Origin of the sequence: Saccharopolyspora elongata (genome assembly GCF_004348985.1) — a bacterium.
GTDB lineage: Bacteria > Actinomycetota > Actinomycetes > Mycobacteriales > Pseudonocardiaceae > Saccharopolyspora > Saccharopolyspora elongata.
The window spans coordinates 1-12,293 of sequence record NZ_SMKW01000044.1 but is presented as its reverse complement, the minus strand read 5'-3'; the positions used below and the strand labels follow the sequence as shown (position 1 = coordinate 12,293).

The 12,293-nt window shown below is 67.6% G+C and carries 11 protein-coding genes; 4 read left to right on the top strand and 7 right to left on the bottom strand.

Translation table 11 applies throughout. The features are described from left to right. The first annotated feature begins 61 nt into the window (after positions 1-61). Positions 62-3,973, top strand: coding sequence for a DNA-directed RNA polymerase subunit beta' (locus E1288_RS28285; RefSeq protein ID WP_132490264.1), 3,912 nt, complete (start codon positions 62-64; stop codon positions 3,971-3,973). Between the two features lie 118 nt (positions 3,974-4,091). Here E1288_RS28285 and E1288_RS28280 read toward each other — a convergent pair whose 3' ends face one another. Continuing rightward, positions 4,092-4,292, bottom strand: coding sequence for a DUF397 domain-containing protein (locus E1288_RS28280; protein WP_132490262.1), 201 nt, complete (start codon positions 4,290-4,292; stop codon positions 4,092-4,094). Positions 4,293-4,316: 24 nt separating this feature from the next. Then, positions 4,317-5,201 (bottom strand): helix-turn-helix domain-containing protein, encoded by an 885-nt coding sequence (locus E1288_RS28275; protein WP_132490260.1) that lies wholly within the window; start codon positions 5,199-5,201, stop codon positions 4,317-4,319. A 462-nt stretch (positions 5,202-5,663) separates the two neighbouring features. Here E1288_RS28275 and E1288_RS28270 point away from each other — a divergent pair, with 462 nt between their 5' ends. Next, the gene (locus tag E1288_RS28270; RefSeq protein ID WP_235883857.1) at positions 5,664-6,089 is read left to right on the top strand and encodes a hypothetical protein; all 426 of its coding nucleotides are present in this window, start codon (positions 5,664-5,666) and stop codon (positions 6,087-6,089) included. A gap of 176 nt (positions 6,090-6,265) precedes the next feature. Beyond that, a complete protein-coding gene (locus tag E1288_RS28265; protein ID WP_132490258.1) occupies positions 6,266-6,964 on the top strand; it encodes a hypothetical protein in 699 nt (232 codons plus the stop codon). A gap of 76 nt (positions 6,965-7,040) precedes the next feature. Here the strand turns inward: E1288_RS28265 and E1288_RS28260 are convergent, their stop codons facing one another. From E1288_RS28260 to pdxR, 5 genes are all read right to left on the bottom strand, one after another. Further along, positions 7,041-8,267 (bottom strand): WXG100 family type VII secretion target, encoded by a 1,227-nt coding sequence (locus E1288_RS28260; protein WP_132490256.1) that lies wholly within the window; start codon positions 8,265-8,267, stop codon positions 7,041-7,043. Next, positions 8,264-8,614 carry a WXG100 family type VII secretion target gene (locus E1288_RS28255; RefSeq protein ID WP_132490254.1) on the bottom strand — a complete coding sequence of 117 codons (351 nt, stop codon included), beginning with the start codon at positions 8,612-8,614 and terminating at the stop codon, positions 8,264-8,266. The genes E1288_RS28260 and E1288_RS28255 overlap by 4 nt, the downstream gene beginning before the upstream one ends. Positions 8,615-8,616: 2 nt before the next feature. Further along, positions 8,617-9,054, bottom strand: a complete 438-nt coding sequence (locus E1288_RS28250; RefSeq protein ID WP_132490252.1) for a YbaB/EbfC family nucleoid-associated protein — start codon at positions 9,052-9,054, stop codon at positions 8,617-8,619. A 506-nt stretch (positions 9,055-9,560) separates the two neighbouring features. After that, positions 9,561-10,037 (bottom strand): DUF6319 family protein, encoded by a 477-nt coding sequence (locus tag E1288_RS28245; RefSeq protein WP_132490250.1) that lies wholly within the window; start codon positions 10,035-10,037, stop codon positions 9,561-9,563. 104 nt (positions 10,038-10,141) lie between these two features. Further along, positions 10,142-11,533, bottom strand: a complete 1,392-nt coding sequence (gene pdxR, locus E1288_RS28240; RefSeq protein ID WP_207954595.1) for a MocR-like pyridoxine biosynthesis transcription factor PdxR — start codon at positions 11,531-11,533, stop codon at positions 10,142-10,144. A 194-nt stretch (positions 11,534-11,727) separates the two neighbouring features. Here pdxR and E1288_RS28235 point away from each other — a divergent pair. Beyond that, on the top strand, positions 11,728-12,293 hold a 566-nt coding region (locus E1288_RS28235; protein WP_235883856.1), incomplete at its 3' end, for a YbaB/EbfC family nucleoid-associated protein.

Below are 12,293 nucleotides of genomic sequence, written 5' to 3'. Positions count from 1 at the left end.
AACCTGGCACCGCTGCCGGTGTTACCCGGCAGAACCTTTCGATCAAGGGAGAAGACCCGACGTGCTTGACGTCAACTTCTTCGATGAACTCCGCATCGGCCTCGCCACGGCCGACGACATCCGCCAGTGGTCCTACGGCGAGGTCAAGAAGCCCGAGACCATCAACTACCGCACCCTGAAGCCGGAGAAGGACGGGCTCTTCTGCGAGAAGATCTTCGGCCCGACCCGGGACTGGGAGTGCTACTGCGGTAAGTACAAGCGGGTCCGGTTCAAGGGCATCATCTGCGAGCGCTGCGGCGTCGAGGTGACCCGCGCCAAGGTTCGCCGCGAGCGGATGGGCCACATCGAGCTGGCCGCCGCCGTCACGCACATCTGGTACTTCAAGGGCGTCCCGTCCCGGCTGGGCTACCTGCTCGACCTGGCCCCCAAGGACCTCGAGAAGATCATCTACTTCGCCGCGTACGTGATCACCTCGGTGAACACCGAGATGCGGCACAACGACCTGTCGACGCTGGAGAGCGAGATCAGCGTCGAGCGCAAGCGCGTCGCCGACCAGCGCGACTCCGACCTGGAGGCCCGGGCCCAGAAGCTCGAGGCCGACCTGGCCGCGCTCGAGGCCGAGGGCGCCAAGAGCGACCAGCGCCGCAAGGTCAAGGAAGGCGCCGAGCGCGAGATGAAGCAGCTGCGCGACCGTGCGCAGCGCGAGATCGACAAGCTCGACGAGATCTGGGAGACCTTCACCAAGCTGGAGCCCCGCCAGCTGATCGCCGACGAGATCCTGTACCGCGAGCTCTACGACCGGTACGGCGAGTACTTCACCGGTGGCATGGGCGCCGAGGCGATCCAGTCGCTGCTGGGTACCTTCGACATCGGCGCCGAGGCCGAGCTGCTGCGCGAGACCATCCGCAGCGGCAAGGGCCAGAAGAAGCTCCGCGCCCTCAAGCGGCTCAAGGTCGTGGCGGCCTTCCAGGCCACCGGCAACGACCCGAGCGGCATGGTGCTCAACTGCGTGCCGGTCATCCCGCCGGACCTGCGTCCGATGGTGCAGCTGGACGGTGGCCGCTTCGCGACCTCCGACCTCAACGACCTGTACCGCCGGGTGATCAACCGCAACAACCGCCTCAAGCGACTGATCGACCTCGGGGCTCCCGAGATCATCGTCAACAACGAGAAGCGGATGCTGCAGGAGTCCGTGGACGCGCTGTTCGACAACGGCCGTCGCGGGCGTCCGGTCACCGGCCCGGGCAACCGGCCGCTGAAGTCGCTGTCCGACCTGCTCAAGGGCAAGCAGGGCCGGTTCCGCCAGAACCTGCTCGGCAAGCGCGTCGACTACTCGGGCCGTTCGGTCATCGTGGTCGGCCCGCAGCTGAAGCTGCACCAGTGCGGTCTGCCGAAGGAAATGGCGGTCGAGCTGTTCAAGCCGTTCGTCATGAAGCGGCTGGTCGACCTCAACCACGCGCAGAACATCAAGTCCGCGAAGCGGATGGTGGAGCGCCAGCGCCCGCAGGTGTGGGACGTGCTGGAAGAGGTCATCGCCGAGCACCCGGTGCTGCTCAACCGTGCTCCCACGCTGCACCGCCTCGGCATCCAGGCCTTCGAGCCGCAGCTGGTGGAAGGCAAGGCCATCCAGCTGCACCCGCTGGTCTGCGAGGCGTTCAACGCGGACTTCGACGGTGACCAGATGGCGGTGCACCTGCCGCTGTCGGCCGAGGCCCAGGCCGAGGCCCGGATCCTGATGCTGTCCAGCAACAACATCCTGTCGCCGGCCTCCGGCCGGCCGCTGGCGATGCCGCGTCTGGACATGGTCACCGGCCTGTACCACCTGACCCGTCAGGTGGACGGCGCCAAGGGCGAGGGCCTGGCGTTCTCCTCGGTCGGCGAGGCCATCATGGCCTTCGACCGCGGCGCGCTGGACCTGCAGGCCAAGATCAAGATCCGGTTGCGCGACGTGGTGCCGAACAAGGCGCAGCTGCCGGAGGGCTGGGAGCCCGGTCAGCCGTGGCTGGCCGAGACCACCCTCGGCCGCGTGTGGTTCAACGAGCTGCTGCCCGAGGACTACCCGTTCGTCGACGACCTGCTGCCGAAGAAGAAGCAGGCCGCGATCGTCAACGACCTGGCCGAGCGGTACCCGATGGTCACCGTGGCGCAGACCCTGGACAAGCTCAAGGACGCCGGCTTCCACTGGGCGACCCGTTCGGGCGTGACCGTGTCGATCACCGACGTGGTCGTGCCGCCGAACAAGACCGAGATCCTGGACTCCTACGAGGCCAAGGCCGACCAGGTCGAGAAGCGGTACCGCCGCGGTGCGCTGTCCTACCAGGAGCGCAACGCCGAGCTGGTCAAGGTCTGGACGGCCGCCAAGGACGAGGTCGCCGAGGCCATGGAGGCGAACTTCCCCGAGGACAACTCGATCAGCGTGATCGTGAAGTCCGGGGCCGCCGGTAACATGACCCAGGTCGTCCAGCTGGCCGGTATGCGTGGTCTGGTGTCGAACCCGAAGGGTGAGTACATCCCGCGCCCGATCAAGGCGAACTTCCGCGAGGGCCTGTCGGTGCTGGAGTACTTCATCTCCAACCACGGTGCCCGAAAGGGTCTAGCCGACACGGCGCTGCGTACCGCCGACTCGGGTTACCTGACCCGTCGTCTGGTGGACGTCTCGCAGGACGTCATCGTCCGCGAGACCGACTGCAGCACCGAGCGCGGCATCCGGATGCCGATCGCGGAGCTGCTGCCGGACGGCACGCTGCTGCGCGACGCGCACGTGGAGACCAGCATCTACGCCCGCACCACGGCCGAGGACGTCACCGACGCCGACGGCAACATCGTGCTGGCCCGCGGTTCGGACCTGGGTGACCCGGCGATCGAGAAGCTGCTCGCCGCCAAGATCACCACGGTCAAGGTCCGCAGCGTGCTGACCTGCGAGTCCGGCGTCGGCGTCTGCGCGGTCTGCTACGGCCGCTCGATGGCCACCGGCAAGCTGGTGGACGTCGGCGAGGCCGTCGGCATCGTCGCCGCCCAGTCGATCGGTGAGCCGGGTACGCAGCTGACGATGCGTACCTTCCACCAGGGCGGTGTCGCCGGTGACGACATCACCACCGGTCTGCCGCGTGTCCAGGAGCTGTTCGAGGCCCGGGTCCCGAAGGGCAAGGCGCCGATCGCCGACACCTCCGGCCGGATCCGGATGGAGGACAACGACCGCTACTGGAAGATCACCATCATTCCGGACGACGGCGGCGAGGAGATCGTCTACGACAAGCTGTCCAAGCGGCAGCGGCTCGCGGCGATCTCGGTGGACGGCAGCGAGCGGCAGATCGCCGACGGCGACCACGTCGAGGTCGGCCAGCAGCTGCTGGAAGGTGCGGTCGACCCGCACGAGGTGCTGCGCGTGATGGGCCCGCGCGAGGCCCAGCTGCACCTGGTGCGCGAGGTGCAGGAGGTGTACCGGTCGCAGGGTGTGGGCATCCATGACAAGCACGTCGAGGTCATCGTCCGCCAGATGCTGCGCCGGGTCATCATCATCGACTCGGGTGCCACCGAGTTCCTGCCCGGTTCGCCGGTCGAGCGCTCGCAGTTCGAGTCGGAGAACCGTCGCGTCGTCGCCGAGGGCGGCGACCCGGCGTCCGGCCGTCCGGTGCTGATGGGTATCACCAAGGCGTCGCTGGCCACGGACTCGTGGCTGTCGGCGGCCTCCTTCCAGGAGACGACCCGCATCCTCACGAACGCCGCGATCGAGGGCGCGAGTGACAAGCTGGTCGGCCTGAAGGAGAACGTGATCATCGGTAAGTTGATCCCGGCTGGTACGGGCATCAACCGGTACCGCAACATCCAGGTGCAGCCGACGGAGGAGGCACGGGCCGCGGCATACGCGATCCCGTCCTACGACGACAGCTACTACACCCCGGACGTGTTCGGCACCGGTACCGGTGCCGCGGTTCCGCTGGACGACTACGACTTCGGCCGCGACTACCGCTGAAGTAGCTAGTTGACCAAAGGGCCCCTGTCCGACTCCTCCGGACAGGGGCCCTTCTCTGTGCTGATACGAACAAAGCCCCATCCCGGCACCGTCGGGATGGGGCTTTGTTCGTCCGGCGTCAGAGGTCGAGCCGGCCTGACTTGACGGTGGAAAGGAACGTCTGGATCTGGGCCTTGGTGAACACCAGGGCGCCCTGCTCAGGGGTCTTCGAGTCACGGACGGCAGCGACGCCGGGCAGGTTCTGGGCCAACTCGACGCACTGGCCCTGCTCGTGGCTGCGGCTCGACTTGCGCCACACAGCGCCATTGAGGTTCGACATTCCGAGCTTCTCCTTGCAGATGTCTCACAGGGACATCGCAAGGCTAGCCATGAACTCCACGGACTTTTCCGGTGAGAGCGCAACGTTCCGAAGTCGCGCGAACACCTCGCCGTAGTGCTTGATGTCGGCCGGTCGTTCCAGCCACACCGCCCCGCGCTGGTTCTCGAGGTACACGGCATCCATGTCGTCGAAGCCTTCTGGGAACCGGATCATCGAGAAGGAACTGTTGCCACCGGGGTACGCACCGATGCTGAACGGCACGACTTGGACGGTGATGTTGGGGCGGTCGGCTGCTTTGACGAGGTATTGGAGCTGATCGCGTATCACCTCGGGACCGCCGACCATCCGGCGCATCGCCGCCTCGTCGTGGATCACGTGCAGGTGAGTCGGGTGGTTCGCGCGGTTGACCCGTTCTTGGCGTGCCTGTCGGAGCTCAACAGCTCGCCGGATACCGCGTTCTTCGCCATCCGGCCGAACTGCGAAGAACGCCTCTGCGTATTCCGGCGTTTGCAGCAGGCCGTCGACGGCGGTAGCCGAGTAGTTCCACAGCTCGGCGGCGTCGGACTCCAGGCCGACGTACTTCTCGAACCAGTCGGGCATGTTGTCGGAGTACATGGCCCACCAGCCGCGTTCGTTCGACTCCTCGGCTTGGCGCACGAGGTGGTCGGACATCGGGGCTTCGACACCGTAGAACTGGCAGAGCAGGCGAACGTTGCGCGGCAAGATGACCTGCTTGCCACCTTCGATGCGGTTGATCGTGGTGACGGTCAGGCCCGCGTACTTGGCGGCATCTGCAACCTTCTTCCCGGCCTGCTCCCGCAACGCACGCAGCTCGCGGCCGAGTTCTCGGCGACGCAGGTTCGGGCCCGGCCCTTCATCGTCAAGCAGGTCATCGGTCAGGTCGGCCATCAAGTGCTCCCTGGTAACGCGGACTCTTCGGTTGATCCACATCTTGCCTGGCGAGTGTTCACATTGGCTTCCCCTGATCAGGTAATTGAGCCCATGTGTACACATGGACTAGCTTGATCAATGTGCCGCCGGGGATGCGAGGGCTCGAAACCGGTAGCGCAGCCCGTCCCGCCGGTCTTGCAGGGACAGCAATGGCGGGGCGGGCCTTCGAGCCGGGCCGGTGCGGTGACCTTTCCCCGACCTCCACCCACCGGCCCACCCGGCCAAGCAGAGCTGCACGTTCGGCAATGGAGGCTGCTCATGTCCGACTACTTGATCTACGTCTGACGCCCGGTCACGGGAGGCCGCCACGCTTTCCCAATCGCAGCAACGAAAACCCCTGCGGGTGTGCCGGTGGTGGCGTTCTGCGGAGCGTGCATGCGCTGCTGGCACGTCCTCGCCGCCCGCCCCTGACACGTCTGGGTGGAGGTGGCGTTTTCGCGCGAAAACGGCGCCGCCACGCAGGCGAAACGCCGGTTTCGCGCGAAAACGGCGCACCTCAAGCCACGGAAGGAACCCAAACTCATGTTCTGGATTCAGCTCAGCATGTTCGTCCTGTTCAACCTGCTGATCCTCGCCATGCTCACCACCCAGATCCCCGCACGAGCCATCGCGTTCACCGCCACAGGCCAGCACGCCGGAGGCGGCGAAGGCGACTACACCGTCTGGCGCCTCATTGCCGACATCGAAGCCGAAAACGCCGAATCCCGCAACGCCGGACACAACCGCGCCGCCGGTCACGAATTTCCCGAAATACCAATGGGATTCCCATTCCCCACGATCTGCCCCGACGGGTCTGCTTGCGCCGTCCGGCCGGCTGGGAAACACCACCACCGGGCAGACCACTAACCCTACGACTACGACTTCGGCCACGACTACCGCTGAAGCAGCTGGTCGGTTGGCCAGCGGGGGCTCGGCAGATACGGTGTGCGGCGGCGATGGGAGGCGGGATGAACCAACCTGGACAGCCGGGCGTCCCGGTTGCGGACTGGGCGCAGCGACTCGGCTGGCGGATGGCCTGGAACGTGCCCGACAACGTGCTGGACCAGTTGCCCGGCGCGCCTTTCCACAACTATCGGCGCAGGTCCGTGCCGCTGCTGATGGCGGGCTTCTACCAGGGGATGCCCGGGCTGGCGGTGCACATCCGCTTCAGCAAGAAGAATTCCAGTCCTGGCAGTTCCCACTACTCGTCGAGCGCGGGCATGTACATGAACGGCGCGTCGAAGACGAGCAAGCAGGTGGTGACCTGTGGAACGGTGGTCCTCGAGATGCCGTCACCGGTTCCGGAACTGGTGGTGGAGGAGAAGCGGGACAAGCTTGGCGACATTGCCAGCTTGTTCGATTTCAACCGTTCCAAGAACGTCGTCCAGGGCAAGGGAATCGACGTCGGGCCGGCTTCGCTGAACATCTACCACGTTTCCGGTGCCTCGCCGGAGTACGCGCGCGCGGTGGTGACACCGGATCGGACGCGTTGGCTGTACAACGAGGGACGCGGTCCGGCCCCGAACACCACGCTGGGCAAGGTCCACTTCCGCCTGTCCGGTCGCAAGATCATCGTCTGGTGCGGCCGCAACTTCGAGGATCCCGTCGTGCTCGACAATCTCCTCGGAATAGCCCAGGAGATCCAGCGCTGGATTCCGCCTGCCGCGTACCAGGATCCGGCAGCTGCTGAGGCCGACCGCCAGAGCATTCCGCTGCCGCAACTGCAGCTTCCCTTTGTCTGATCTATTCGAGGTGAAGGGCACCGTTGAGCAGCCGTGCTGCGCGACGGTGCCCTTCACCCGCTAAGCGATCAAGGGCTCACCAATTGAGGTCGCCGCTGATCGTTTCGTCCGGGGGTACGTCGGTGAAGCCGCCTCCCTGAGCCTGCTTCTCCAGGGCGTCAGCGGCGGAGCCGAGGCCGCCGGCGACCTGGTTGAAGCCGGACTTGGCGACGTCCCTCGCGCCGTAAGACGGCGTGGGCTTCTCCGATGTGACGGGGTTTCCGTGCTCGTCGCGGACGGGGTTGCCGTGTTCGTCGAGCTTGGTGCGGGTTCCGTCTTCGCCGACCGACGCGATGTCGCCATCACCGTCGACGGTGTAGCCGCGGTCTTCGGCTTCGGACTGGAATCCCGTGCCGAGTTGGCCCACGACCTTGCGCTCGTCCGCGGTTTCCTTCGTCACTCCGCCGAGGATCTTGCTGCCCATGTCCGCCAGGCTCTTGCCGCCGTCCCCGCCGGGCTTCCCGTCCGTGATCTGCTGGACGCTCTCGATGATCCGGATCGTGTCCAGGATCGCCTTGATCGCCGTGATCACGTCCATGATGTGGCCGATGATCTTGGTGATCTTCTGGATCTGCTGGGCGGCCCGGGCGCAGGTGATGCCCGCTTCCGCCGTCGTCACCGCGGTGGCCGCGGCGATGGAGCCGCCGAAGGTCGGGCCCGCCGAGGCCGTCGCCGTGATCCAGGTGGTGATCGCCCAGGTCAGGAAGTCGGCGAGGATGCCCTTGATCACGCCCTCGGCGGCTTCCATCATGGTGCCGCTCATCTGCAGCAGCTGCGAGATGTTGTTCGCCTGGCCGCCGGTGGCATGCACGCCGTCGATGAACTTCGCCATCTTCTTGCGCAGCGCGTCGGCGGCTTCGCCGTCCCAGTCCGCGAGCTCGCTGTCCAGCCTGTCGGTCAGATTCTGGCCGAGCTTGTTGATCTCGTCCTGGACCTCGGCGAACGACTGGGCGCTCTTGGCCAGCGCCTCGCTGTCGCCGGTGACGAGCTGGATCGCGTCGCGCACCGGGGCCACAAAGTTGATCACGAACTCGACGCCGGTGCCGATGAGGAAGCCCATCGGGTCCAGCGCGAAGCTGGTCGCGCTGGACAGGTAGCTCTCGATGTCGCCCTTAAGCGCCTCGATGTCGCCCTTACCGGCGTCGTCACTGGCCTTGATGATGTCCTTGACGAACGGCAGCTTCCCGAACGCCGACCCGTCGACGCGCGGGGCCGCCGGGTTGAGCGCGCTGTTCTCGCTGATCGCTTCCGCGTTGGTGGTCACCAGGAACCGCCTCCGCCACCGCCGCCGCCCTTGCCGACCTCGCCGAGGATCTTGCCGAACATCTCGGCCATCGACTCGTCGGATTCCTGGTAGTCACGGCCGCAGGCGGTGATGTCCTCGCCCGCCTTGGTCAGCCCTCGGCTCATCTCGTCGAGGTGCTGCTTGAACTTCTCCAGCAGGTCGCGGTAGGAGCTGTAGGTGGTGGCCAGGCCGAGCAGCCCCCACGAGACCTCCGGGACCTCCGCGCCGGCGACCTTGTCCCGGACGGCCTTCGCGTCGGCGTTCATCCTGCCGATGTTGCCGCCGCACTGCATGATCATTTCGGCGGGTGCCTTGTACCCCGGCATCGTCATCTCCTGCCGTCGAGGAAGGAATCCGGCTGCTCGTCGTCGTCGACCGGCTCTTCGTGCTGCTCGGGCTGGGCGCCGAACAGCTCTTCCTGGGTGCGCAGCACGCGGTCGAGGACGTCGCTGTCCGGCACGTACTCCTGCACGATCTCGGCCTGCCTGCGGGCGGCCTCGGCGACCGCGAGCTGCAAGGTGCTCATGACGGTGCCCGACAACTGCGCGGGCGACAGGCGCATCGCGTCCTGGGTGAACTCGATGCCGGTGACGCCGCCGGGGCTTGCGGTGACGGTGACCGAGCGATCCGCGGACGTGGCGGCCACCTGCAGCTCGCTGATCTGCTCGCGTATCTGGCCGAAATCGCCCATTCGTTCCTCGGCCCGGCGGCCGGCTTCCTTGAGCGCGTCCAGCTTGCGTTGCAGATCATCCAGATCCGCGGACATGATTCGCCTCCTCGGCCCAGTGCTGATTGGGTCTGATCGGCTATCCTTGCCCATCGGACGGAGCGGCGGGACGAATACCCGGAAAAAACCCGGAGATGGCGCAACCCTTTCCGGTCCGGACGTACCAGCTGGTCATCGCCACTGCGTTCGAATTCCCGGCATTTGGAACCGAATTCATCGGCCGCGACGCCGCGGTTTACCTCAATGACGCGCGCAGTTTCTCGAATCGGCCGCCCGAAATTGGCTCGACCAAACGCGTTTTCCGGGCGGATCGCCGGGAGCCGGCCGGGCTCTCGGACCGGGAAGCGCATGTCGTGCGGCGTAGCATGGGGCTCGATCGACCGCCCGGTATCGAAAGTTGCGGGGTCGCCGCCGAATCTGGGAGTCTCCCAGCCTCGCGGCTCGCCCCGCGGTAGTGCGGTCGGCGGAGCCGACCGGGTCGGGACTGCGGCGGGCATGCCGTGTCGTCGAGGGGCCGGCACGGCATGCCCGGCTGTTCGCGGCTGTCAGCCTTCGAGCTCGGCGAGGGCCTTGCGGACCCGCTCGACCTCGGCCTCCAGTTCGGCGAGCTTCGCTTCGTGCTGCTGGCGCGCCTCGTTCAGCACGCTCTCGATCGTGTCGGAGATGTCCTGGTGCAGCTCGGCGGCCGCCTTGGACACCGCGGCCGCCGCGACCGGCAGGGCCTGCACGATGCGCTTGCCCGCGTGCATCAGGTCGGCCTGCCACTCGCCGTCGGCGGTGCCGGTGACCGTCAGCGTGAGCTCGACCGTCCGGGTCTTCTTGGCGGTGCTCTGCTTGCGGGCCCGCGGCTTCTTCGGCGCCGCCTCGGCGGCGGACTCGGTCTCGGGCTGCGCCGACTCAGACTGCTCCGACTGGGGCTGCGCCGACTCGGACTGGGTCGATTCGGGCTGGGCCGACTCCGGCTGGGCATGCTCGGACTGGGCCGACGCGGTCTGCTCGGTGCTCGTCTGCTCTTCGGTCAATTCTGTCTCCTGTGTGTCGCGGCGAGGGGAACCCAGAATAGAACAGATGTTCCCCTCTGTTGGTGCGGACATGTCGGGCGGTCCGGCGGCGCCGCCCGATCGGGTCACCGCTGCAGAACGGTGACCAATGCTTGCAGCGCGGGGCGGAACGCGTGTTCCGCGGGGGCGGCGTAGCCGACGACCACGCCGGGCGGATGCTGGCCGGGCGAGGCCCAATGCGTCCCGAGCACCTCGAGCTCCACCGAATGCTTCCGCGCCCTAGTCAGGACTTCTCGCTCCGTCGGTCCCTCCGGGTCGAGCTGCAGGGTGATGTGCAGTCCGGCCGAGATCCCGGCCGGGTAGGGCCGGTGGTGCGCGCGCAGGTCGCTCAGTGCATCGAGGAGCTGCTCCCGTCGCCCCCGGTACACGGCGCGCGATCGGCGGACGTGCTGATCGTAGGCGCCCGACCGGATGAGTTCCGCCATGGCCAGCTGTTCGAACAGCGGGCCGTGCAGCCCGCTGTGCTCCTTGAGCGTGCGCACCGGCGCCACCAGGTGCGGAGGCAGCGCCAGCCACGCGAGCCGCAGGGCGGGGGCGAGGGTCTTGCTGGCCGTGCCCGCGTAGGCGACGTGGTTGGGCGCCATGCCCTGCAGCGAGCCGATCGGCCTGCGGTCGAAGCGGAACTCGCCGTCGTAGTCGTCCTCGATGATCAGCCTGTCTTCGGCCTTCGCGAGCTGCACGAGCTCCGTCCGGCGGGCCGAGCTCATGGCGACGCCGAGCGGGAACTGGTGCGCCGGGGTGACCACCACGGCCCGGCTGAGCTGCTGCGCGACGTTGATGCCGTCGTGATCCACCGGCACGCCGCGAACCGCCATGCCGAAGCCGGCGGGGATCGCGCGCAGCTGCGGCAGGGACGGGTCCTCGAAGTCGATCGAGTCCAGCCCCTGGTCGTGCAGGGCCTTGCTGAGCAGCGACAACGCCTGGGAGTAGCCGTTGCAGATGATGATCCGCTCCGGCGTGGTGGCCACCGCGCGGACCCGCGCCAGGTATTCGGTGAGGGCCTCCCGCAGCGCCGGGTGGCCCTGCGGATCGCCGTAGTCGAGGTCGCCGTCGGGGGTGGACTGCAGGGCGCGGCGGCTGGCGGCCAGCCAGTCCCGGCGCGGGAAGGAGCTGAGGTTCGGCCGCCCGGGCCGGAAGTCCCAACGCGGCGCCGGGGTTTCCGGGTCGGGCGGGGCGGCGATCGGATCCGGGCTCGCCAGCCGTTCGGCGACGGTGGTCGGCGCGCCCTGGCGGGACAGCAGGAAGCCCTCGGTGACCAGCTGGTCGTAGGCGCGGGTGACGGTGCCGCGGGCGACACCGAGGTCCTGGGCCAGGGCGCGGGTGGACGGGACGCGGCTGCCGGCCGGGAGGCGGCCGTCGCGGATCGCGGTGCGCAGCGCCTCGGCCAGCCTGCTGCTGTCCGGCCGGCCCGCCCAGTCCAGGTGCAGATCCAGCGAAGCGGGCCATCCGACTGTCACAACCACCGACCCTACCGAAGTGCCCGATTCGCCGATCCCGGCTTCGGTCGCGGCACTATGAACCTTTTGCGTCGTTATGGTCGTCCGGCGGACCGGGCTCGTGATCGTCACTACACGGGAAATCCCGCAGATCCGACCCGGCCTCGCGCGCGCGGTTGATACGGTTCCCGCCGGACGAGATCGAGTGGGAAACCGTGCCAGGGCTGGGGAGCGCGGGCTGTCGCCGGGTGGTGGCGCAGCGCTCCGGCCGGTGCGCGGCGGAGCGGGTCGGGGGACGGGTGCCTGAGGACGACTTCGGACGCGACATCGGCGCGGCCGAGCGGATGGTTCGCGAGTGGCAGGAGCGGGCCACGGAGAAGGCCGAGAAGTTCGGCCGGATGCAGCAGGAGATCGAGCAGATCTCGGTGACCGAGACCTCCCGGGACGGCGCGATCGAGGTGACGGTGAACTCCGCCGGCATCTTGCAGGGCCTGCAGCTCTCCGAGAACGCCAGCAACCGCCCGATGGCGAAGCTGGCGGCCGAGATCATGCGCGCAGTGCAGACCGCGCAGGCGAAGGTCCCCGAGCTCATGCAGCAGGCCGTGGCGGGCACGGTCGGGCTGGAGGATTCCGCCGCGCAGCACGTGCTGGGCCAGGCCCGCAAGTACTTCCCGGAGATGCCGGAGGACGAGGAAGAGCCGCAGAAGCAGGGTTCCGGCCTGCAGGAGTTGCGGTACGGCGTCGAGGACGACTACGAGGAGCCGCAGCAGCGGCGCCAGCC

Excerpts from the sequence above, each read along its gene's own strand:
- E1288_RS28255 (WP_132490254.1), bottom strand. The coding sequence starts at position 8,614 with ATGCCGGGGTACAAGGCACCCGCCGAAATGATCATGCAGTGCGGCGGC.
- E1288_RS28280 (WP_132490262.1), bottom strand. The coding sequence starts at position 4,292 with ATGTCGAACCTCAATGGCGCTGTGTGGCGCAAGTCGAGCCGCAGCCAC.
- E1288_RS28275 (WP_132490260.1), bottom strand. The coding sequence starts at position 5,201 with ATGGCCGACCTGACCGATGACCTGCTTGACGATGAAGGGCCGGGCCCG.
- E1288_RS28250 (WP_132490252.1), bottom strand. The coding sequence starts at position 9,054 with ATGTCCGCGGATCTGGATGATCTGCAACGCAAGCTGGACGCGCTCAAG.